This window comes from Actinoplanes sp. NPDC051470 (genome assembly GCF_040682035.1).
GTDB lineage: Bacteria > Actinomycetota > Actinomycetes > Mycobacteriales > Micromonosporaceae > Actinoplanes.
This window is the reverse complement of the sequence record NZ_JBFBAA010000001.1, coordinates 996,476-1,017,089: the sequence shown is the minus strand read 5'-3', so window position 1 is coordinate 1,017,089 and position 20,614 is coordinate 996,476. Positions and strand designations below refer to the sequence as shown.

At 66.6% G+C, this 20,614-nt stretch carries 17 protein-coding genes, 1 tRNA gene and 1 other RNA gene; 15 read left to right on the top strand and 4 right to left on the bottom strand.

The genetic code is table 11. The annotated features are described in order from the left end of the window. Nucleotides 1-581 precede the first annotated feature (581 nt). Genes AB0M54_RS04950 through AB0M54_RS04940 form a run of 3 tightly spaced genes read left to right on the top strand, consistent with a single transcriptional unit; the run spans nucleotide 582 to nucleotide 4,758 of the window. On the top strand, nucleotides 582-3,197 hold the full coding sequence (locus tag AB0M54_RS04950) for an ATP-binding protein (protein WP_364469135.1): 2,616 nt from the start codon (nucleotides 582-584) through the stop codon (nucleotides 3,195-3,197). A 5-nt stretch (nucleotides 3,198-3,202) separates the two neighbouring features. Then, nucleotides 3,203-4,429, top strand: coding sequence for a hypothetical protein (locus tag AB0M54_RS04945; protein ID WP_364469133.1), 1,227 nt, complete (start codon nucleotides 3,203-3,205; stop codon nucleotides 4,427-4,429). A gap of 35 nt (nucleotides 4,430-4,464) precedes the next feature. After that, a complete protein-coding gene (locus AB0M54_RS04940; protein WP_364469196.1) occupies nucleotides 4,465-4,758 on the top strand; it encodes a hypothetical protein in 294 nt (97 codons plus the stop codon). 301 nt (nucleotides 4,759-5,059) lie between these two features. On the opposite strand, the gene AB0M54_RS04935 is transcribed toward AB0M54_RS04940, so the two are convergent. The 3 genes from AB0M54_RS04935 to AB0M54_RS04925 are packed head-to-tail and all read right to left on the bottom strand — an operon-like array spanning nucleotide 5,060 to nucleotide 7,745. Continuing rightward, nucleotides 5,060-6,010: a UTRA domain-containing protein gene (locus AB0M54_RS04935; RefSeq protein WP_364469131.1), complete on the bottom strand. Its 951-nt coding sequence runs from the start codon at nucleotides 6,008-6,010 to the stop codon at nucleotides 5,060-5,062. A gap of 4 nt (nucleotides 6,011-6,014) precedes the next feature. After that, nucleotides 6,015-6,947, bottom strand: coding sequence for a DMT family transporter (locus AB0M54_RS04930; protein WP_364469129.1), 933 nt, complete (start codon nucleotides 6,945-6,947; stop codon nucleotides 6,015-6,017). Between the two features lie 15 nt (nucleotides 6,948-6,962). Next, entirely contained in the window at nucleotides 6,963-7,745 is a 783-nt protein-coding gene (locus AB0M54_RS04925; RefSeq protein WP_364469127.1) for a GntR family transcriptional regulator, read from the bottom strand. A 159-nt stretch (nucleotides 7,746-7,904) separates the two neighbouring features. Between AB0M54_RS04925 and AB0M54_RS04920 the strand changes: the two genes are divergently transcribed. The 8 genes from AB0M54_RS04920 (at nucleotide 7,905) to AB0M54_RS04885 (ending at nucleotide 15,498) form a co-directional block, all read left to right on the top strand. Beyond that, a complete protein-coding gene (locus tag AB0M54_RS04920; protein ID WP_364469125.1) occupies nucleotides 7,905-8,144 on the top strand; it encodes a DUF6284 family protein in 240 nt (79 codons plus the stop codon). Next, complete coding sequence (locus AB0M54_RS04915) at nucleotides 8,144-8,854, top strand: hypothetical protein (RefSeq protein WP_364469123.1); 711 nt, start codon at nucleotides 8,144-8,146, stop codon at nucleotides 8,852-8,854. The genes AB0M54_RS04920 and AB0M54_RS04915 overlap by 1 nt, the downstream gene beginning before the upstream one ends. Nucleotides 8,855-8,918: 64 nt before the next feature. Further along, the gene (locus AB0M54_RS04910; protein ID WP_364469121.1) at nucleotides 8,919-11,060 is read left to right on the top strand and encodes a cell division protein FtsK; all 2,142 of its coding nucleotides are present in this window, start codon (nucleotides 8,919-8,921) and stop codon (nucleotides 11,058-11,060) included. Nucleotides 11,061-11,194: 134 nt separating this feature from the next. Next, nucleotides 11,195-11,467 (top strand): hypothetical protein, encoded by a 273-nt coding sequence (locus tag AB0M54_RS04905; protein WP_364469119.1) that lies wholly within the window; start codon nucleotides 11,195-11,197, stop codon nucleotides 11,465-11,467. Then, the gene (locus tag AB0M54_RS04900; RefSeq protein ID WP_364469117.1) at nucleotides 11,467-11,805 is read left to right on the top strand and encodes a hypothetical protein; all 339 of its coding nucleotides are present in this window, start codon (nucleotides 11,467-11,469) and stop codon (nucleotides 11,803-11,805) included. The genes AB0M54_RS04905 and AB0M54_RS04900 overlap by 1 nt, the downstream gene beginning before the upstream one ends. A gap of 34 nt (nucleotides 11,806-11,839) precedes the next feature. Further along, on the top strand, nucleotides 11,840-13,792 hold the full coding sequence (locus AB0M54_RS04895) for a DUF3987 domain-containing protein (protein WP_364469115.1): 1,953 nt from the start codon (nucleotides 11,840-11,842) through the stop codon (nucleotides 13,790-13,792). A gap of 149 nt (nucleotides 13,793-13,941) precedes the next feature. Beyond that, on the top strand, nucleotides 13,942-14,220 hold the full coding sequence (locus tag AB0M54_RS04890; RefSeq protein WP_364469113.1) for a helix-turn-helix domain-containing protein: 279 nt from the start codon (nucleotides 13,942-13,944) through the stop codon (nucleotides 14,218-14,220). Between the two features lie 15 nt (nucleotides 14,221-14,235). After that, on the top strand, nucleotides 14,236-15,498 hold the full coding sequence (locus AB0M54_RS04885) for a tyrosine-type recombinase/integrase (protein WP_364469111.1): 1,263 nt from the start codon (nucleotides 14,236-14,238) through the stop codon (nucleotides 15,496-15,498). 86 nt (nucleotides 15,499-15,584) lie between these two features. Here the strand turns inward: AB0M54_RS04885 and AB0M54_RS04880 are convergent. Beyond that, a tRNA-Ser gene (locus AB0M54_RS04880) sits at nucleotides 15,585-15,672 on the bottom strand. Between the two features lie 80 nt (nucleotides 15,673-15,752). Between AB0M54_RS04880 and ffs the strand changes: the two genes are divergently transcribed. The 4 genes from ffs (at nucleotide 15,753) to recR (ending at nucleotide 20,355) form a co-directional block, all read left to right on the top strand. Continuing rightward, nucleotides 15,753-15,848: signal recognition particle sRNA small type (ffs, locus tag AB0M54_RS04875), an RNA gene on the top strand. A gap of 75 nt (nucleotides 15,849-15,923) precedes the next feature. Next, nucleotides 15,924-19,367 (top strand): DNA polymerase III subunit gamma and tau, encoded by a 3,444-nt coding sequence (locus AB0M54_RS04870; protein ID WP_364469109.1) that lies wholly within the window; start codon nucleotides 15,924-15,926, stop codon nucleotides 19,365-19,367. A 94-nt stretch (nucleotides 19,368-19,461) separates the two neighbouring features. Continuing rightward, complete coding sequence (locus AB0M54_RS04865) at nucleotides 19,462-19,761, top strand: YbaB/EbfC family nucleoid-associated protein (protein WP_364316973.1); 300 nt, start codon at nucleotides 19,462-19,464, stop codon at nucleotides 19,759-19,761. Continuing rightward, entirely contained in the window at nucleotides 19,762-20,355 is a 594-nt protein-coding gene (recR, locus tag AB0M54_RS04860; protein WP_364312977.1) for a recombination mediator RecR, read from the top strand. Nucleotides 20,356-20,614 lie beyond the last annotated feature (259 nt).

Below are 20,614 nucleotides of genomic sequence, written 5' to 3'. Positions count from 1 at the left end.
GGCGCGGACATGAGCGAACGGCACCGTTCGGCAGTGAATGAGACCACAATTGAGACCGCGGTGGGGCCGTCCGCAGGTCGAATCGGCGAGGCGTCGCTCAGGCGACCCGTCGGCCGCGCCGACCATGCAGGCGACGCCCCTTCGCTGTCTCCTGACGTCCGCGAACAGCACGGCGACATGCTCCGATGCGGCGAGCTTGATCCATTTCGAGAGATCCACTCGTGTCCCGCAGAGCCTGGCTGACAAGGTTGACAGAATCGATGGGCGACCATCGTTGCCCCGGCTGACGGTCCTATTGATCTTTGTCTCCGCCACACAGAGTCGCGAGGAGACGCCCAGGCCAGACTCGTCTCTGCCTTGCATAGCCATCTGTCTCTGTCTGGAACGCGACAATAAAGAGCATCTACAGCGGACTTGCGTGGACCGTCCGAGACTCTCCAGTGGCCCGTGGTACCGTGCCCGGCCTGCACGATCGGGACCCTTGCTCGCGGAACGATCAAGCTGCACATTGGACGAAGGTCCAATGACGACGGACTGTGTGTCCCTGGCTGCGCAGCGTTGGAAGGACCTAAACTCTCGTCATGTCAGCGAGCGAGGCGCAGACGCATCGGATTCCAACTCAGTCGGTAGAAGAGCCTGCGGTGTCGCTGACCACCGACGACGTGATCAAGGCTCTTGAGCGCGACGTCGAGGGCTCAAAGATCATCCCGGTAAGGCTGTCATACGAGATCATCAGACTCTTCTCTGAAGGCCTATATCAGAGTCCCCATAAGGCTGTTGAGGAACTGGTCAGCAATTCGTATGACGCTGGCGCGAGCCGCGTCTTTGTTCTCCTTCCTGAAGGCGCGGAGACGAACACCGAGGAAGCAGTCAGCACGGCCGCGGGTGGTGTAGAGCACATCCCGGTCGAGCCGCTTTGGGTAGTCGACGACGGATCCGGCCTCAGCGCGCAAGGCTTCGAAGATCTGTGGCGCGTGGCCGATTCTCCGAAAAAGGCCGTCACGCAAGTGTCGCAAGGAAAAAGGTTACCGATTGGCCAGTTCGGCATCGGAAAGCTGGCCGCTTATGTATTGGCTTGGCGCCTGACCCATGTCAGCAAGGTCGATGGGGTCATCCGGATGACCTCAATGAACTTCCGTAGGCTAGACGCGGTTCACCAGTACGACAATGTGAACCCTGTCGATTTGGACATGCGTGTACTCGAAGAGGCCCAGGCGCTTCGATTGCTTGAACCCATCCGCGCCCGTGATCCCGAGGCTTTCTCAGTGCTCTTTGGACCGGCCGCGGCCAAGAGCTGGACCGTTGCAGCCCTGTCTGACTTTAAGAATCTTTACGACAAACTATCTACAGGTCGGCTCGGCTGGGTTCTAAGTACCGGGATCCCATTAAATAGTCAGTTTAGAATCCGTCTTAACGGGCAGGATCTGATCTCAAGCAAAGAGAACATTCCACCTCTGCGGAAGTATGCCATCGGTGGAGATGATCCCGTAGCTAGCGAGCTAGGATTCGGAATCACCAAAAAAGGAATAACCATCCCTGGAATTGAAGGCGATATTCAGGGCGCTGCCTTGATTTTCAAAAAGCGCCTTACTGAGGGAAAGTCCGACGAGCGTCACCGCAGTCATGGCTTCTTTGTGACTGTCCGAGGGCGAATCATAAATCTTGAAGACGAGCTGTTTGGGATCGAGGCCCTAAACCACGCCGCGTGGTCACGCTTCTCGATGACCATCACAGCGGACGGCCTGAGAGAACATTTGCTGTCCTCCCGGGAAGGTGTACGAGAAAGCGACCCGATCCGCCTTCTTCGGGTATACATGCACCGAGTGTTCAATGTATGCCGGCATGCATATACAGAGTGGTTGAAAAGCGAAAGCGGAGAAGATGACGTCAGTCTACTGCTGAAGAAGGGTCCGAGCGCTTACGTGACGGAACCCTTAATCGAAAGCGTGGAGGCGGTAGCGGAACGAGACAGCGAGTCTTTCTACTTCGCAAAACCTGAAACGCTAGAGGGTCTAGATAAAGAAGAGCGCGCCGTCTGGGTCAAAGAGTATGCAGCCTCTCTAAATGAGGGGGCGTTCTCTAAGATTGTTCTCGAAAAGCTGGGACCATCAGGTCGCGCGGTGCGATATTTCCCTGACAGTCGAACACTCATAGTGAATACTGAGCACCCGTTCGTCGAGAAGATAATTGCTTCTGGCCGCAACACCGCCGGAGCTCAACTCTTCGGATCGTCTGAACTGTTAGTAGACGCCGCGTTACAGGCGTACGGATTAGATCCGAGTTTGATCGGCAACCTAATGGCGGACCGAGACCGCATTCTGCGCCTGATGGCCGGCGACCAGCCCTCGACCGCGCTAGAGGTGATCCGCCAGCTTCAAGCAGCGATGGCCCATGAGACAGCACTAGAGCGCGCGACTGGTATGGCGTTCCGTGTGCTTGGGTTCGAATACGAGCGACGCGGCGGCAGCAAGGGTGGCCCTGATGGTGTTCTCTATGCTCGTCTAGGTAGAGCGGTCGGGCCGTCACTCGCAGACTTCAAAATTGTTTATGACTCCAAGCAAACGAATAGCCCAACGGTTGCGGCATCCAAAATCGATTTGGGGAGCTTGGACGACTTCAGGCAGACCGAGTCGGCTCAATATGGATTCTTCTTGGCTGTGGGGTATGAGGGTGCCGCTGATCCCAGTTCGAAAATCAATAGAAAGATTCGCCTAGCGGTCGAAAAAGGCATGCCGGCTACCCTTCTGACGGTGGCGCACTTGCGAAGAGTAGTTGAGTTACACTACCGCTACGGCGTAACTCTGACACGCCTTCGCACTCTTTTCGATACCTGTCATACTGTGCCCGAGGTGGAATCTTGGCTAAACCAGCTTGAGCACGAGCTGTCGGAGCTTGAGCCGAGAGTGCCGCTGTTGAGGTTGCTCCAGACTCTGGACGAGGCGAAGCGCGATCCGCTCGCAACGCCAAACGTCGCGGTGGCTCGCTACATAGATCCAGAGCTCAGAAAATTTGAGCCCGAGAAGCTTAGAACGTCCCTCGAAGCTGTCAGGACGATCGTTGGACCTAGGTGGCTCGATGTCGACGTGAGCGGCGAAGTGCGCCTACATGCGACGGCCGCGCAGGTCGTCGCAGAGATGGAGCGCAATTTGCGTGACATGTTTGGCGTTGACGCTTCCTCATTGCCCGAACTGAAATAAGGACGATGCGAGTAATCCACCCCTTCCCGGCGCGTATGGCACCGGATATCGCCACTGGGATCGCACGGCAGCTTCCGTCCGGGAGCATGCTTTTGGACCCAATGTGCGGATCGGGAACGGTGCTTCGGGCTGCCGTTGAGGCCGGTCTGAATGCCGTTGGCCGCGATATCGATCCGTTGGCGGTACTTATGGCCAAGGTTTGGACAGCTCCATTGTCAACCGAGCGTGTGATCCACGACTCGGAAGTCGTTATCGAGCGGTCGTCAAAGGTGCTTACCGGACGGCGAGTATCTGACTCGCTGCCGTGGATCGACGACGAGACAGAGGATTTCATCCGCTTTTGGTTTGCGCCTAACCAGATTGAGCAGCTTACTAGAATTTCCTGGACGCTCTGGAAATCTCGATCGTCATCGCGCGACGCATTGCGCCTCGCTCTAAGCCGAATCATTGTTACGAAGGATAAGGGAGCTTCGCTTGCCCGCGATGTCTCTCACAGCAGGCCGCACAAAGTTGCGGACGCGAGCGACTTCGACGTGGTTGCCAACTTCCGGCGGAGCGTCAGGGAGGTTTGTCGGCGGATGTCGACCGAATCCTTGCATGGATCTGCCGATGTAAAGCGAGGCGACAGCAGAGATCTGCCGGATATTGCATCCGCTTCTGTTGACTGCATTATTACCTCGCCGCCCTATCTGAACGCGCTTGACTATCTCCGAGGCCATCGGCTCAGTCTTGTCTGGCTGGGATTGGCGGTTAGTGAGGCCCGAGACATCAGGGCTGCTAGCATCGGAACAGAACGTGGTTTGGCTGACTTGACCGTGGACGACGCGTGTTATTTGAGCACCGAGGACGGCACAGAGTTGCCGTCGCGTATCAGAGGTTTCATACGACGATATCTACGCGACTCCGTAAGCGTTTCTGAAGAGATGAATCGTGTACTTCGTCCTGGTGGTCGCGTAGTTCTTGTGGTCGGCAACTCAAACCTCAAAGGCGTCCGAGTCGATAATGCAAAAATGTATATAGACTCTCTCAACGCGCTAGGTTTCGAGCAACTGCGAACGACAACGCGCGATATTCCGGCCTCAAGCCGATACCTTCCGCCGCCGACAGGCGGTGGTGGGATCAACGCGAGGATGCGGACTGAGGTCGTGATCGAGGCCACCAAGCAGCGGACATCAGCCGCGACAGACGGAGCTGCAATATCTCAGTCGCTTGCTACGGCGATGCCAGTTTAACGTGGAACCATGCCGAGGGTCACTTGGTCAGAGTCGTGCGAGGCGCGGCCGGTGATCCAAAGTTTTCACTGGCTTCTGGCCTCAGGTATGGCGGCCTATTCGGCGTCGTCGACTTCTGGTATGTGCGCGGCATCGGTGGTTTTCGCGTGTGGCGCTTCCGGACTTGCATGTACGTCTTCTGTCTTCAAGGCGGAGTGCCGGGTAGGAGCCACCGACCTGGTTCGTGTTGCAGACTTCTGGCATGCTGCGCCGCAAGTAACTCGCTCATTGCCGAGCGCTGGCTTGACGGTCCAACGGTGTTGGCAGCAGCTATGATCTGCTCCCGCTGATGGGCTGGCAGATTCCACTCCAGGAGGACGTCGAGCAGATCAGACAAGTGGCATTGGAGGTCTACGAAGCCTTCGTCGCCCCATGGCGCTAGGCGGACGGCATCGACGTGTTGGTCACCGATTTGCACGCCGATGGGCGTGTCCTCGGGCAGGGCAATGAGCTGCATGATCAGCTCGTTTCGCATCATCGGAGTCGGCCCCTAATCTCGCCTAGGTGCATCACTTACGGCCCGCCAATCGTCTCCGACCGCTGGCGGTGTGGGCCGTTTTGGCTGTCAGCTAAGAGGTGGCGGACGATGGCCTAACCGTCCACAGTCATCTCGTAATCGAGGACAGTGAGGTCGGCTCGAATCGTGAAGCACGTGACTTCGAATGGCCGATCTTGTTTGTCGTAGCTGGTGTGCATGATCTCCAGCACTGGCACACCTGGCGGGATCTTCAGGCTTGCGGACTCGGTCGGCGTCGGTAGGCGGGTCGTGACTTGCTCCCGGATGCGGGCGACGTCGTAGCCCAGTTCTTCGAAGCGGGAGTAGAGGGAGCCACGTCCGAGCGCTTTGGTGGTGACGTGCGAGTCGCTGCCAGCGACACCGATCGGGATGTACGTGGTGCCGTTCTGGACGGGCTCGTCGTCGGCGTAGTACCGGTTCTCGCGGCAGATGACCACGGTGTGCGGGTCGATCAGCAACCTATCGGCGACGTCGGGTGGCGCCGGCTGCTGCGTGACGGAGCGGCATTCAGCGTGGGGAGTTCGGCCCTGGCGGCTGACTTCTATCCGGAAAGGCGACGCCCCAGTGTCTTCACGCATCCGACGGGAATACCGCTGCGCTCCGAGTCGCCGTAACGCCGGACGGTTGCTGACGAAGGTGTCATAGAGCCACCTGGCGAACTGGGTCCACTGGGCTGCCTCGGCGCGTGCCTGAATGTCGCCGGGCGCGGACCAGCTCAGCCGAGCAATGTCTGCGACCTGCGCCCGGTTCGCGTCGATTACCTGCATCGCTGCGGTGAGTGGAGTGCAGTCGGCGGGCTCATCTTCGGCATCTTCGGCCACCAGTTCCGCGAGCATTCCGCCAGCGGACAGAGCTGTGTCGATCGCGTGCGCGAACTCCGAAGTGGGTTGCTTCCGGCCGATCTCGATGTCCCACAAGTAGGTGTGGGAGTAGTGCATGCGTGTTGCCAGCTCCCGCAGCGACAGGCCGCGATCATGGCGGAGATCCTTCAGGAGGTGTGGAAACCGGGGATCCACCGTGACCACCGGGTCACTTCCCTTGGCGGGTCGTGGTGTCGGCCTCGGAGTGGCTGGGTGTCTCGGTGGGCGCTCGGCTGGTCCGGCGTTGGACCAGGGCGACGCCACCGAGGACGACGATCATTCCCGCGATCATCGGCAGGGTCACCTTCTCGTGGACGACCAAGGCACCGAGCGCGACCGCGACCAGCGGCAACAGATACGTCGTGGTGGACGCGACAGTCGGCCCCTCGTCGGCGATCAGACGGTAGTTGAGGACGTAGGCGAGGCCGGTACCGAAGATGCCGAGGATCACCAGACTGCCGATGGCGTCGAAACGCCAATGCGGTGCGACCAAGCCGCCAAACGGCAAGACGAGCAGCATCAGAACTGCGCCGGCCGCGAGCTGCGACGCGGACAGCATGATCGACGGGATGCCTTTGTTGGTAAGGAATTTGCTCATGTAGACGTACGAGACTCCGTAGCTGGCCGAAGCCGCCAAGATCGCCACGCCTCCCCAACTGGCGATCTCGTTGGCGGACTCCCACGGGGTGAAGATGAGCACCGTGCCCGCGAATCCGAGCGCGAGGCCGATCCCGCGTCGCCAGCTCACGGAGCGGTCGGTACCCGCGAGGAACGCCACGAGCACCGTCCAGAGCGGAGTCGTGGCGTTGATGACGCCCGCGACATTCGAACCCACGGTGCGTTCGCCGATGCCGAAGAGTGTGTAAGGGATCGCGTTAGCGACCAGCGCCGCGACGAATAGGTGAACCCAGGTCATGCGACCGGTGGGGAAGCGCATGCCGCGCGCGAGGGCGATCGGGGCGAGGACCAGCGCGCCGAGGGTGAGTCTGACGAGCACGATCTGAGTCGGGGTGAAGCCGCGTAGGGCGAGTTTGATCCAGAGGAATCCGGACCCCCAGAGCAGGGCGAGTAGGGCGAGCCTGGCCAGGCTGCTGCGGCTCATCAGGGTGGCCTTTCGTCAGTCTTCGACGGGCATGTCGTAGTCCAGGCCGTTGAGGTCGCCGCGCATGACGAACCGGGTGACCTCGAAAGGCCGGCGCTGCTCGTCGAAGCCGGTGTGCAGGACTTCGATGACGGGTACGCCGGGCGGCATGCCGAGGCCGGCCATCTCGTCCGGGTTGGGCATCCGTGCGGAGATCTCCTCCCGGATGCGGGCGATGGGGTAGCCGAGTTCTTCGAACCGGGCGTAGATGCTGCCCTTGCCGAGCGTCTTCGCCGAGGCGAGCGGCGAGTCGCCGGCCACCTCGACGGGGATGTAGGTGACGCCGACCTGCACGGGCTCGTCGTCGGCGAAATACCAGTTCTCGCGGCGTACGACCGTGGCGTTGCCGGAGTCGAGACCGAGGCGCTCGGCCACATCTTCGGGAGCCTGCTCCTTGGTCACGGAGCGGCATTCGGTCTTCGGCGTACGGCCTTGCTTGGTGACTTCGATGCGGAACGGGGATAGGCCGGTCTCGCCGCGTAGACGCCGTGAGTACCGATTCGAACCCAGGCGCATGAGCGGCTGTTGCGGGCGCACAAAGACGCCCCGTCCGTGCTGAGCGACAACTAGGCCCTCGCCTTGCAGGATGCTGATCGCCTCGCGGGCGGTGTTACGTGCCGTGCCGTACTGCGCGGCGAGGTCGCGCTCGGAGGGCAGCTTCGCGCCGCTGGCCAGGTCGCCTCGTTCGATGCTGGCGCGCAGGTCATCGGCTATGCGGCGGCTCGGGAGTCGCTTGTCGGATTCGGGCTCCTGCTTCATGGGCTCTGCCTGTCCTTGTCTGGGGATAGGTCCCTCTCGGCCAGCGTATCGCAACTGGCTCAAGCCAGCTCTTGACAGAGATCACCTCTCCGCTCCAAACTGGCTCAAGCCAGTCAGCTGGCTCAAGCCAGTTGAAGGATTGACGCAGGGGAGCTTTGCGTGCAGACCCATCTGTTCACCCAGGACGACCCGACACCGGACGACCTTGCCGAGATCGAACGAGAGATGCCGCTCATCGAAGCCGGCATCGATCTGGTCGACGCCGAGATCCGCATGTTGACCGCCAGCGGCGGCCCTTCGACGCTGGACTGGCGGCGGCTGCGCCGGGCCGAGGCCCGCGTGACCCGGATCGCCGCCGAGTTGGCCGCGCGTCCCGCCGACGTCAAGGCGGTGGCGTGATGCGCAAGCCGTCCGTGTCGGGCCGTGGTTGGGCCTACATCGGTGCCGCGCTCGGTGGCTCGGTCTCGATCGCCGCGAACGTCGCTCACTCCTACGTCCCACCCGCTGATGGCTCGGCCGACTGGACGCCCCAGACCGGCGCGGTCATCGGCTCGGTGTTCTGGCCGATCGCCTTGTTCGTCGCCACCGAGATCCTTGCTCGTGTCGCCTGGCCGACCGGTCGCCGCTGGACAGCCCTGCGCTTCCTCGGTCTGCTGCCCGTCGCCCTGGTCGCCGCGATCGTGTCGTATAGACACGGTTCCGGACTGCTGCGGTTCTATGGCGAGGACGTGCTCACTGCGCACCTCGGTCCGGTCGCCGTCGACGGCCTGATGGTCATGGCCTCGGCCGCCCTGCTTGCCACCGCGCGTCGCACCGCACCGCTCGCCGAGCGCGTCGAGCCGGCCGAATCATCCGCCCCGAAACCGGTGGCTGCGCCGGTGAACTCTGCTGAGAAGACGCCCACCAAGCGAGTCACCCCGCGTCCGGCATCGGCCGTAAAAGTCGCCAAGGTCGCCGCCAAGATGCCCGGCGCACCGGTCGCGCAGATCGCCGCCAAGGCCGGAGTCAGCGAAAGCACCGCGCGCCGCTACCTGCCCGTTCCTGCCGCCACCGTGGCGTCACCATCCGCCCCGGTTCCTGCGGAAACGCCTGCTCTCGCCGCCGCCTGACCCAACCAACGGTTCCTGTTCGTCGCCGCCCTCATGATCGCCGCCTGACCGGAGGACCGACACCGTGAACACCCCCAACCCGAACCCCGAAAACTTTGACTGGAACGCCGCCGAGGCCGACGTTACCGACGCCAACGTGGTGAACCTGGACGCCGAGCGGACCCGCCGCACGGCCGCCGAGTCGAGCACGCACTTCGAGGTGGCGCTCGACGAGACCGCGACCCGCGGCGGGATGGCGGTCGACGCCCCGCCGACCGGGCCGTCCGGGCGGCGTCCGATCGTGCCGGCCAACTGGTCGACGTGGCCGAACATCCGCCACAGCCTTGTGCAGGCCGCCGACCTGACCGCCTACCGCGCCGGCTTCCACGCGTTGCGTTCGCCTTGGTACGCAGCCCTCGCCACCTTCTGGGCGGTCGTCGGGGTGTTCCGGCTGACCGGCCGCCAGCTCAAGTGGTGGTGGGTCACCGAGCAGTACGGGCTACGGCAGGCCGCCGCTGACGCCAACGACCCGCAGATGTGGCTCAAGCTCCACCGCGAGGTTAAGGCCACCCGCATGTGGCGCGGCCTGGTCCTGCTCGCCGAGCTGCTGACCGCCGCGATCGGCGGGCCGATCCTCTACGCGACCGCGCCCACCTGGGCACTCGGCCTGTGCCTCGCCGTCGTGGTCGTATTCCTGGCCCACATCGGCCGCCCGGAAGACCGGCGCATCATCACCCCCGCGACCGTGGCGGGCCGGTTCCGCCGGGTCAACCCGGACATCATCCTGCGGGCCTACTACGCCGCTGGTCTCGGTCACCCGGACAAGCCGCACCAGCAGGTCAGCTTTGGCTCGACCATGGCCCGGGACACGTCCGGCACCGGCTCTCAGGTGTCGATCGATCTGCCGTACGGCAAGACGTTCGACGACGCCGTCAAAGCCCGCGGTGCCGTCGCCTCCGGCCTGGACGTGGCCGTGTCGCAGGTGTTCATCACCCGCGATCCCAGCTCGCACCGTCGGCACACGTTGTGGGTCGCCGACCGCGACCCGCTCGCCCAGGGCGCCGGTCGTACGCCGCTGCTGCGCGGCAAGGCCACCGACATCTGGCAGCCTGCCCCGTTCGGCCTGGACGAGCGCGGCAACAAGGTGTCCATCGACCTGATGTGGACGTCGATGCTGATCGGCGCGCAGCCGAGGCAGGGCAAGACGTTCGCCGCCCGCACGCTCGCTCTCTACGCAGCGCTCGACCCGTACGTGAAGCTCACCGTCCTGGACGGCGGCGGCAAGCCAGACTGGCGCAAATTCGCCCTCGTCGCCGACCGGTGCTCGTTCGGCCTGGCGATGACCCGCGACGGCGACCCGGCCGAGATCGTGCTGGAAGCCCTGCGCGAGATCAAGGCCGACGTGCAGGACCGGTACGAGCGGCTGTCCGAACTGCCGGTCGACGTGTGCCCCGAGGGCAAGCTCACCCGCGAGATCGCCCGTGATCCGAAGTACCGGATGCCGGTGCGGATGGTCGTGCTGGACGAGTTCCAGGAGTACTTCGACCTCGGCGAGGTGTCCAAGGAGATCGCCGGCCTGCTGGTCTACCTGGTCAAGGTCGCGCCGGCCGCTGGAATCATCTTCGTCGACGCCACCCAGCGCCCGTCCGGTGTCGGGACTGGACAAGTCGCCCAGCAGTTCATCTCCTACCGCGACAACCACCAGGTCCGCTTCGCCCTCCGTACCGGCTCGTGGCAGGTATCCGACCTGGTGATGGGCTCCGGCGCGTACTCCGAAGGCCACGACAGCTCGACCCTGCTGCCCACCTACAAAGGGGTAGGCATCCTGCGCGGCGCGTCCGACCACACCCCGACCGTGCGGACCTACCTCGCCGACCAAGAGGACGCCGAGAAGATCCTCATCGCCGCCCGCAAGCTGCGTGAGGCCGCCGGAACCCTGACCGGCATGGCCGCCGGAGAGGACATCGCCCGGGAGTCCCGCGACGTGCTCGCCGACGTCCGGTCGATGTTCGAAGCGTCCGAGCGCGGGTTGCAGTGGGAGGACATCGCGGCCCGTCTCGCCGACCGGCTCGCCGAGCACTACGCCGACGTCACCGCCGAGTCGGTCTCGGTTCAGATCCGATCGTTCGGTGTACGCAGCGTAGATGTCAAGCGCGCCGGCAAGGCCCTCAAGGGAGCCAAGGCCGACGACATCGACACCGCGATCAGCCGCCGCAAAGCCGCCTGACGGTCGCGGCCCACCCGCGACCGGTCGCGTCACCGCGACCCGACCCGCGACCGGCCTGGTCAGGACAGACATTGACCGGTCGCGGGTCGCGCCGCCAGCCCTTCACACCCAAAACTCGCCCCAGGAGGCTTCCTGTGCCCGCCCTCGCCGCGACCGCGACCCCCGAAACCACCCTCACCGGCCTACTCGTCATTGCCCTCGTGCTGGTCACGCTTGGTTACGCGGTCGGGTGCTGGTTCTGGCCGTTCGGAGCCTGCCGACGCTGCAAGGGCAGCGGCAAGCACCGCTCACCGTTCGGCCGCGCGTTCGGGCTGTGCCGCCGCTGCGGAGGCGACGGCCGCCGCCTGCGGGTCGGCCGCCGGATCATCAACAGCCTGCGGGAGCTGCACGACAAGGGCACCCGCTGATGGCCGCCCGGACCATGCGCCGACTCCACCGGACTGAGACCCCGCACACCAAGTGGTGCACCCGCGATCACCGCTGCGGCATCAACGAGCACCGCTCCGCCGACTTCATCGCCGACGCCCTCGGTGGGCGGGCCGTCATCACACGCGTCCGGGCCGGAGACACCGACTACGCCGAGATCCGCGCCCGGATCCCGTTGCACAGCAACGAAAACGGTGCCCGCTGGCAACTCGCCACAGCCCTACGGCTGATGCGCGACCTACTCGACACGGTTGCCATCCGACCCGGCGCGCTGCGATCCCGCACCGAACGGCCCGCCCTCCGTACCGCACGACGCTGATCGCCCTACCCCCGAGACCCAAGAAGGAGGCCGCGTGACCCACGTTGCCGCGTTCGACCTGGCCGCCGAGCAGGCCGTCATCGGTGCCGCCCTGCTCGCCCCCAACCTGATGGCCGATCTGGCGGCCACCCTCGCCCCGAGCGATTTCTGGCGTCCGGCGCACGCGGTTCTGTGGGAGTCGATGTGCGCCATGCACGCTGCCGGTACGCCCACCGATCCGATCACCGTCACCGCGCACCTTGCCGAGGCTGGCGACCTCGGCAGGGTCGGCGGTGCCCCGTACCTGCACACGCTGACCGTCGAGCTGCCCTCAGCCGCGAACGCCGGGCACTACGTGGGAATCGTGGCCGGGCACGCCAAGCGCCGTAAGGTCGCCGCCCTCGGTACCCAACTCGCCGCCCTCGCCACCTCCGGCGCAGACCCGGCCGAGGCGGTCGCAACCGGCCGCGCCCTGCTCGACGACGCGGATACCCCCGGTGGTTGGTCGGCGCTGATCCCGCTCGGCCGTGGCCGGCACCTGCCGCCGTTCCCGGCCGAGCTGCTCCCCGGCTGGCTCGCCGAGCAGGTGTTCGCCGTGGCTGAGTTCACCCAAACCCCGGTCGACCTCGCCGGGAGTATCGCCCTGGCGTGCCTGTCCACCGCCGCCGGTGGCCGCGCCGAGGTGGAGGTACGCGGCTCGTGGCGCGAACCCACCAACCTCTACACCGTCGTCGTCCTGCCGCCCGGCTCCCGCAAGTCGGCCGTGTTCGCCGCGATGGTCGCGCCGATCCTGGCCGCCGAGAAGACCCTAATCGAGCGAAGCGCACCGGCCATCATCGAAGCCGAGCTGGCCTCGAAGGTCGCCGGAAAGGCAGCTGAGAAAGCCGCCCTGGCCGCAGCGAACGCCGATCCGTCCGGGCGGGACACGCTGATTGCTGAGGCGACGGCCGCCGCGATGAACGCCGAAGCCATCACGGTGCCGGTCAAGCCAGTCCTGATCGCCGACGACGTGACCAGCGAGACCGCCACATCGTGGCTCGCGGCGCAAGGCGGCCGGCTGGCCGTGCTCTCACCGGAAGGCGGGATCTTCGCCACCATCGCCGGCCGCTACTCCGGCACCCCGAACCTCGAAGTGTTCCTGAAGGGCCACGCCGGGGACATGCTCCGGGTCGGCCGCCAATCCCGCGACACCGAGCACATCGACAAACCCGCGCTCACCATGGGATTGGCCGTCCAACCGGAGATCCTGCGCGACATCGCGAACATGCCCGGCTTCCGCGGTCTCGGCCTGCTCGCCCGGATCCTGTTCGCCCTGCCAGAGAACACCGTCGGCCGCCGCAAGATCGGAGCCGACCCGATCCCTACCCCGGTCGCCGCCGACTACCTCGCCAACCTGCACGCCCTGGTCCTCACCCTCGCCGAGTGGACAGACCCGGCCGTGCTGGTCCTCACCCCGGACGCCAACGAGCGGGTGTTGGACATCGAACGCACGGTAGAGCCGAGGCTCGCTACGGGCGGGGCTTGGGCGCACGTCGTGGACTGGGGATCGAAGTACACCGGAGCCGTGGTGCGGATCGCCGGACTGATCCACCTCGCCGAACACCTCCGCGACGGGTGGGGGCACCCGGTCGACGCCCACACGGTCGAACGCGCGGCGATGATCGGCGACTACTACGCCGCGCACGCCCTCGCCGCGTTCGACGACATGGGAGCCGACCAGAGCACCCGCAACGCCCGTCACGTCCTCGCCTGGATCGAACGCACCACCACAACGGCGTTCACCAAACGAGAGCTGTTCCGCGCCGTGCAGTCAAGCCAGCTCAAGACGATGGCTGACCTCGACCCTGTGCTCGCCGTCCTGGAAGCCCATGGCTACCTGCGCCAGCTCGACCCGCCCGCACCCAAACGAGCCGGGGGCCGGCCGCCGTCGCCGAGCTACCTCGTGCACCCCGACGTCCACCGACCCGCCGCGACGGTGCACTCCATCACCGCCCGGCGGACCGCGTGAAGGCCCTGACAGAACTGACACAAGTGACACAACCCCAGCCCGGTCGAGGTTCTGTCAGTTCTGTCAGTTGTGTCAGGCCCGCTCCCGGCAGGAGCCCACCTCCCCATGGCGACCTTCGGCCGGCACACCGGATCGCTCCACGGCGACGAATGGCGCTCACCGCGCCGATGAGAAACCGCTCCCAGCAACATCGCTCGTATCGGAATGGGGAAGCCGAAGTGGAAACGCAGAGCATGGACTTCGTTTACACCGTCGCCGAGGCTGCCCGGCACCTCAAGATTGGCCGGACCGCCATGTACGAACTCGTGATGAGTGGACAGATCCGTTCGGTCACCATTGGTCGATCTCGCCGCATTCCCGCCAGTTGCATCGCCGAATATCTATCGCACTTGCTGGACCAGCCCGCAGATTTCCCCGCTGCTGCCTGATCGAAGGGAATGACAATGCCGCGCAAGCCAAACGGAGCATCCAGCATCTATCAGGGAACTGACGGTTCGTGGCACGGCCGAGTAACGGTCGGCATCAAGGACGATGGCACCTCGGACCGCCGTCACGTGCGCGGAAAGTCGGAGGCGATCGTCACGCGGAAGGTGCGTGCCCTGGAACGGGAGCGCGACGCCGGGACAGTGCGCAAGGCGGGTCAGACTTGGACAGTGGCCAAGTGGCTGACGTACTGGCTGGACAACATCGCCGTCCCGCCGAACGTGCGCGAGAACACGCATGACGGATACCGCGTCGCCGTCAACGTGCACCTGATTCCCGGCCTCGGTGCGCACCGCCTGGAGCGGCTGCAACCCGAGCACATCGAGAAGCTGACCCAGAAGATGCAAAAGAACGGCAGCGCGCCTGCAACCGCGCACCAGGCACACCGGACGATTCGAACGGCACTCAACGAGGCGATGCGCCGTGGTCACATCGGCCGTAACCCGGCCACCCTTGCTAAATCTCCGACCTTGACCGACAAGGAAATCGAGCCGTACAGCGTGGATGAGATTCAACGGCTGCTGACTAGCGTTTCCGAGCGCCGTAATCGGGCGCGGTGGGCCATGGCCCTGGCGCTCGGTATGCGTCAAGGAGAGGTACTCGGGCTCAAGTGGGAAGACGTCGACCTGCCTAACTTCTCGCTCCGCGTACGTCGTGGCCGACTACGTCCCAAATACGCGCACGGATGCGCCCAGCAGCCGTGCGGGCGGAAGGCGGGTTATTGCCCCAATCGGAAGAGGACTCGGGCCGACACGAACGACACAAAGTCTCGGGCTGGCCGGCGCAGCATTGGACTACCTCCTGAGATTGCCGAGCTGCTGGAACTGCACAGGGTCGAGCAGGAGGCCGAGCGCAAGACGGCAGCTCAACTGTGGGAGGAAGGGGGATGGGTCTTCGCGACCCCGATCGGCCGTCCCCTGAACCCCAACACGGACTACCACGATTGGAAGCAGATTCTCCGCGATGCCGGACTCCGGGACGGCCGCCTGCACGACGCCCGGCACACCGCCGCAACGGTGCTCCTCATCCTCCAGGTCCACGAGCGCGCCACGATGGGCGTCATGGGCTGGGCCACGACGAGCATGGCCGCCCGCTATCAGCACTTGACCGACCCGATCCGGGCAGACATCGCCAAGCGGGTGGGTGGACTCATCTGGAAGCCAGCCGAGCGCGCGTCGACGGACCGGCCGGGGGAGCAGGGCAAAGGCTCTGAGGCTGCCTGACGGCCAACTGAGACCAAAATTGAGACCACCAACGCAGAAGGGTCGATCCCATGAGGGGTCGACCCTAGCGTTTTGCCTGCTCAAGCTGGCGGAGGATACGAGATTCGAACTCGTGAGGGTGTGAACCCAACACGCTTTCCAAGCGTGCGCCCTAGGCCACTAGGCGAATCCTCCGTACGCCAGAATACAGACCGTCGCAGCCCGGTTTCGTGGGAGGGCTGCGCGGGTGCGTGTCGGCGTTGGGTAAGCTGGCTGGCAGCCCCTCGTGCGGCGTCATCTTGTGAACCTCCCCAGGGCCGGAAGGCAGCAAGGATAAGCGAGCTCTGGCGGGTGCACGGGGGGTCCTTTCGTGTCGCCACCCGGGCACGTTTGTTTCTGTCACACCCTCGGCGGACAATGGCGCGGTCGTCGAGGAAGGGGCAGGCGTGGCACTCGCGCTCTACCGCAAGTACCGTCCGCGGACCTTCGCCGAGGTCATCGGTCAGGAGCATGTCACCGAGCCGCTGTCGCAGGCGCTGCGCAGCGGGCGGCTCCATCACGCCTATCTCTTCTCCGGGCCCCGCGGCTGCGGCAAGACCTCCAGCGCGCGCATCCTGGCCCGGTCGCTGAACTGTGAGCAGGGTCCCACCCCCGAACCGTGCGGGGTGTGCGCGTCCTGCCGGTCGCTGATGAACGACGGCACCGGGTCGATCGACGTCATCGAGATCGACGCGGCCAGCCACGGTGGTGTGGACGACGCCCGTGAGCTGCGCGAGAAGGCGTTCTTCGCGCCGGCCAGCAGCCGCTACAAGATCTACGTCATCGACGAGGCCCACATGGTCTCGTCGGCCGGCTTCAACGCGTTGCTCAAGCTGGTCGAAGAGCCACCGGAATACGTCAAGTTCATCTTCGCCACGACCGAGCCCGAGAAGGTGCTCGGCACGATCCGGTCGCGGACCCATCACTACCCGTTCCGGCTGATCCCGCCGGCCGTGCTCCGGCCGTACCTTCAGCAACTCACCGAGGCCGAGGGCGTCCATGTCGACCCGGCGGTCCTGCCCCTGGTCGTCCGGGCCGGCGGCGGCAGCGCGCGTGACTCGCTCTCCGTGCTCGACCAGCTCATCGCCGGCGCCGGCCCCGAGGGCGTCAGCTACCCGCGCGCGGTCGCCCTGCTCGGCGTGACCGACGTCGCGCTGATCGACGAGATGTGCGACGCGCTGGCCGCGGGCGACGGCGCGGCGGCCTACGCCACCATCGACCGGGTCGCCGAGGCCGGCCACGACCCGCGCCGCTTCGCGTCCGACCTGCTCGAACGCTTTCGCGACCTGATCATCCTGCAGCAGGTCCCCGACGCCATCACCAAGGGCCTCATCGACGGCCCGGCCGACCAGCTCGAGGCGATGGGCGCCCAGGCCACCCGGCTCGGCCCGGCTCAGCTCTCCCGCAGCGCCGACATCGTGCACAACGGACTGGTCGAGATGCGCGGCACGACCGCACCCCGGCTGCTCCTCGAGCTGATCACCGCCCGCATGCTGCTCCCCGGCGCCGACGACTCCCACGGCGCGCTGCTCCAACGCCTGGAGCGCATGGAGCGGCGGCTGACGCTCAGTTCCGAGGTACGCCCGGACGACACGACTTCGTCGCTCCCCGACGCCAGTGCCGGTGGCGGTGTCCAGGCCGTCGCCCCGGGCTCGAGCGGTGGCATCTCCGCCGCCCGAGCCGCCGCGGCCGCCGCGGCCCGCCGCGCCCCCGCCGGCGGCCTCGCCGCAGGCCAACGCCCCGCCTCTCCCGAGCCCACGCCGGCCGCCGCCTCTGTTTCTCCCGCGGCCGTGTCAGCTCCGCCCGCGGCCGGCCCTGCGTTTCCCGAGCCGGCCGCTCCGGTCTCTCCCGCGCCGCCCTCCGGGGCCGTCGCGCCGGTCAGCGAGCCCGAGCCGACGGGTTCCTCGGTGGCGTCCGGGGGGCCCGCCTCGCCGTCGGCGCTTGCTGATCCCTCCGCGGCATCTGCGACACCCGCGGTCTCGTCGGCCGCGCCTGCTTTGGCCGCTCGTGCTTCGACCGGGGCCGTGGCTTCCGCTGCGCCTGCGTCGGCTTCCCCGCGGCCGACGTCGGCGCCTCCCGCGCGCCCGGCCACCGCCGCCTACGACGAGGACGAGTGGCCGGAGGAACCCCCGCCCTACGACGATGAGCCCACGCCTGCCTCGCGCCCGGTGCCGCCGCAGGCCGCACGTACCTCGGGCGGCGCTCAGCCGCCGAACCGTCCCGACCCCGGCGCGATCCTCCCCGACGCGCCCGACGACGGCGTGGAGCCGGTCTCCTCCGGTGCCCCCGGCCAGTTGACCGCCGCGGCGGTCCGCGAGGTGTGGCCCGAGATCATCACCACGGTCAGCCGACAGAGCAAGAAGCTGGCCGCCTTGGCCTCCGGCGCCACCGTCCGCGATCTCGAGGGCCAGACGGTGGTCCTGACGTTCCGCTTCCCGGCCCACGCCAAGATGGTCGCCGACCAGCCTCAGCTGCTGGCCGACGCCCTCTACGAGGCGTTGGGCGGCCGCTGGCAGATCCGCTGCGAGGTGGCCGGCGAGGCCGGCGCCATCCCCCAGCCCGGCGGCAACCCCAACCGCGGCCCGGCCCAGCAGGGCCCGCCGCAGCAGGGCCCGCCCCAGACCGGTCCGTCCCGCAACGGCCCCGCCCCACGCGAGCAGTCCGCCCAGCCGACCCGCCAACGCGAGTCCCCACCGAGGCGCTCACCGCAACCGTCCTCGGACGACAGCGACGACTGGCCTGACCCGGCCCGCCCCGCCACCCCGCAGCCCGCCGCCACCCGGCCGGAGCAACCCGCCACCACCGGCAGCGCCTCGCCCCAGGCGCCCGGCGCCCCGGTCGGCGCTCACCCACGGCCGGCCGGCGCCGATGGCAGCCTCCATGCGGAGGCGTCCGTCACCCGTGCCGGCGCGCAACCGCAGGCTGCCAACACCCCTGCCGACGCCCGTTCGGCACGCCAATCCCATGACGGCGCTTCGTCGGCACGCCCAACTCATGACGGCGCCCAGCCGAACACGCCAGACGTTCGCGCCGCGAGCAGTGCCCCAGCCGGCGAGCAGCCGGGAGCGGCCAGCTCCGCGTCTACGTCCGACGACGACTGGCCCGAGCCGGCCCGCCCGGCCGCCCCCACGGCCCAGCCGAGCGCGACCCCTTCCACCACGGACGCCGACGACGACGGCTGGCCCGAGACCGCTCGCCCCGGTGGCGGCGCGGCGCCCGCCCCCGCCCCACCGGCTGACGAGGCGTGGCCGGTGCCGGCCCGCCCTGGCGGCGTACCCACTCAACCCCCGCCACCCGACCCACCAAGGCCAACCACCGCCCCGGCAACCCCCGCGGCGGCCGCCCCCCAGCAGCCCGCACCGCCTTCCCGCTCGAGCGGCCTGGCCGCCGCCCGAGCCGCCGCCGCGGGTCCCACTGCGGGCAGCGCGGCCACCGGCGCCACTTCTCAGCCGTCCGCAGCCAACCGCCCGGCGACCCAGACCCGCCCGGCGACCCAGGCCCGCCCGGCCGACCAGGCATCGCGCCCCAACGCCGCCCCCGCCGCGGCCACACCGGACGCCCGCCCCACGGCGAGCCCGGGCCTGGCCGCCGCCCGTGCCGCCGCGGCCGCCGGTGCCAGTCGCCAGGGCGCCCCGAAGACCGCCTGGTCCGACGGCTCACCGACCGAGGAAGCACCCTTCGACCCGGAGTTCGACGACTCGGCCAAGCCGTTCGACGGTTTCGACCCGGGCGACGAGCCGCTGGACGAGGTCATCGACGAGAAGAGCGCACGCCAGAACAGCGAGCAACAGGCCATGGACCTGCTGCGCGAGGCGTTCGGCGCCGAGAAGATCGGCGAAACCCAGGGCTGACCCCGGCGGTGGTGCTGCAGGGACCACTACGCTGGACGGGACTTTGTGCCGACTGAGTAGGAGCAACGCGATGCGCCCCGGTGGACAGCCGAACATGCAGCAGCTGATGAAGCAGGCGCAGAAGATGCAGCAGGAGATGGAGAAGGCGCAGGCCGAGCTGGCCGACGCCGAGCTGACCGGCACGGCCGGCGGCGGGCTGGTGTCCGTCGTGGTCACCGGCCTGGGTGAGTTCAAGTCGATCAAGATCGACCCCAAGGCGGTGGACCCGGAGGATGTCGAGACGCTGGAAGATCTGGTGCTCGCCGCCCTGCACAACGCGGCCGAGGCGCAGCGTGAGCTGACCAGCCAGAAGATGGGGCCGGCCGCGGGCGGGCTCTCGCTCCCGGGGTTCTAGGTGTACGAAGGCGCCATCCAGGATCTGATCGACGAGCTGGGCCGGCTGCCGGGCGTGGGCCCGAAGTCGGCTCAGCGGATCGCTTTCCACATCCTGTCCGCCGACCCGGCCGACGTGAACCGGCTGGCCACCACGCTCCGCAAGGTCAAGGAGCTGGTGCGCTTCTGCACGACCTGCTTCAACGTGGCCGAGTCGGAGCAGTGCCGGGTGTGCCGCGACCCGCGCCGTGGCGGCGAGGTGCTGTGTGTGGTCGAGGAGCCGAAGGACGTGGTGGCGATCGAGCGGACCGGCGAGTTCCGCGGCCGCTACCACGTGCTCGGCGGCGCGATCAATCCGCTGGAGGGCATCGGCCCGGACAACCTGCGGATCCGGGAGCTGATGGTCCGGCTGGGCACCGGTGAGATCAAGGAGCTGATCCTGGCCACCGACCCGAACACCGAGGGTGAGGCCACGGCCACCTACCTGGCGCTCATGGTGAAGCCGATGGGCATCGCGGTGACCCGGTTGGCAAGCGGGCTTCCGGTTGGTGGTGACTTGGAGTACGCCGACGAGATCACCCTGGGCCGGGCCTTCGAAGGTCGGCGTGCGGTGTAGGTGTCCTGTTGGGGCCGTTGATCACAAAGTGCCGAAACGCACCTCGGCGATACGACTGTGCGTTACCGTGAGTTCGCGGAGGGCTTTGTCACGCTGCCGTCACGGCCCGGCCAGGAAACGATAAACGGACCGAAAGCCTATTGACCGATGGACGGGATTACGTGAGCGTTCCTCTCACGGCGGCGGCGTAACCCGTCCGCTGGTTCGTGTCCGCATCGACGACCATCCTTGTCGAGGCGGTCCGCACCACCCCACGTAC

Coding starts and splice junctions, on each gene's coding strand:
- AB0M54_RS04950 (WP_364469135.1), top strand. CDS start 582: ATGTCAGCGAGCGAGGCGCAGACGCATCGGATTCCAACTCAGTCGGTA.
- AB0M54_RS04945 (WP_364469133.1), top strand. CDS start 3,203: ATGCGAGTAATCCACCCCTTCCCGGCGCGTATGGCACCGGATATCGCC.
- AB0M54_RS04930 (WP_364469129.1), bottom strand. CDS start 6,947: ATGAGCCGCAGCAGCCTGGCCAGGCTCGCCCTACTCGCCCTGCTCTGG.
- AB0M54_RS04925 (WP_364469127.1), bottom strand. CDS start 7,745: ATGAAGCAGGAGCCCGAATCCGACAAGCGACTCCCGAGCCGCCGCATA.
- AB0M54_RS04915 (WP_364469123.1), top strand. CDS start 8,144: ATGCGCAAGCCGTCCGTGTCGGGCCGTGGTTGGGCCTACATCGGTGCC.
- AB0M54_RS04900 (WP_364469117.1), top strand. CDS start 11,467: ATGGCCGCCCGGACCATGCGCCGACTCCACCGGACTGAGACCCCGCAC.
- AB0M54_RS04890 (WP_364469113.1), top strand. CDS start 13,942: ATGGCGCTCACCGCGCCGATGAGAAACCGCTCCCAGCAACATCGCTCG.
- AB0M54_RS04885 (WP_364469111.1), top strand. CDS start 14,236: ATGCCGCGCAAGCCAAACGGAGCATCCAGCATCTATCAGGGAACTGAC.
- AB0M54_RS04865 (WP_364316973.1), top strand. CDS start 19,462: ATGCAGCAGCTGATGAAGCAGGCGCAGAAGATGCAGCAGGAGATGGAG.